Annotated in this window: 1 protein-coding gene; it reads left to right on the forward strand. The window is 41.3% G+C overall.

Annotated features, from left to right (window positions below):
- Positions 1 to 270 precede the first annotated feature (270 nt).
- Positions 271 to 1180: IS110 family transposase (locus tag P1X15_RS32435; RefSeq protein WP_277342256.1), on the forward strand; the 910-nt coding region annotated here is incomplete at its 3' end.

Raw genomic sequence — 1180 nt, forward strand, 5'->3', positions numbered from 1 at the left:
ACGGGGCCGCCTTTAGATTTGTGTGATTGAACAAAACCAAGAAACTGGTAAGTTTACTTTTCAGTTGTTGAGCAGGATATAGGCACTTTAAGGGGCCGCATGGGTAGAACCCACCACGGGATTGAAGTGCATCGGCACTCCGACCTATATCCTGTTTTTATCCAAATATCAAATAGAAATCCGGGGAAAACCCATTAGCTAAGGTGTTGATGGCGGATAAAATCTCAACAACGGTTCGTAAAAATACACAAACTCTTAACATCATTCATCATGGAAACGCAGTATTTTATCGGTATTGACATATCCAAAGAAAGTTTGAATTGGGCTGTTTGCAGTGCCAATAAGATTATCCTGGAGCTGGTCTCGGGCAATGATATAAAGAGCATAACGAAAACGGTACTAAGCATCCAGCAAGAGTTAAAGTTCAAGATTCCATCCGCCGTTTTTTGCATGGAACATACAGGGATTTATCACACTCGTTTATTGAAATATTTACTGAGCCGTAAAGCTTCAATTTGGCTGGAATCAGGTAGCCAAATTAAGTACTCTATGGGCGATGTCAGAGGCAAGAACGATGTGGTTGACGCCCAACGTATCGCCCGTTATGCTTACAAGAATCGGGACGAAATTAAGCTGTACACCCCTCCCAGAGCCATTGTTGACCAATTGGATAACCTACTTGACGTTCGTGACAGATTAGTAAAAGTGCGTCAAATTTGTCTAACAGCTTTACACGAACAGAAGTCTTGCGAAGCCAATAAAAGCCTTGCCAAAGACACTAAAAAGTATTCTGCTCACACACTCAAAGGAGTAGAGACTGACTTACAATCACTCGAAAAACAAATCAAAGAACTCATTGACTCCGACCCCCCTCTCAAAGTTCTATTTGAAAATATTACTTCTATTCCAGGGGTAGGTATTGTCACTGCGGCTAAATGTATTGTCATTACCGACGAGTTTAAAAAGTTTGAGAATGCCAAGCAATTGGCCTGTCATGCAGGGGTTGTTCCCTTTGAAAACAGTTCAGGTACAAGTTTGCAGTCAAGACCCAGAGTCAGTAAAAAAGCCCACAAGGGCATTAAAGCAACTCTGTCTAATTGTGTCATGTCGGCCATGAGATATAACGCTCATTTTAAGGCTTATTATGAACGAAAACTCAAAGAAGGCAAAAACAAGTTTA

This window comes from Runella sp. MFBS21 (genome assembly GCF_029433105.1).
GTDB lineage: Bacteria > Bacteroidota > Bacteroidia > Cytophagales > Spirosomataceae > Runella.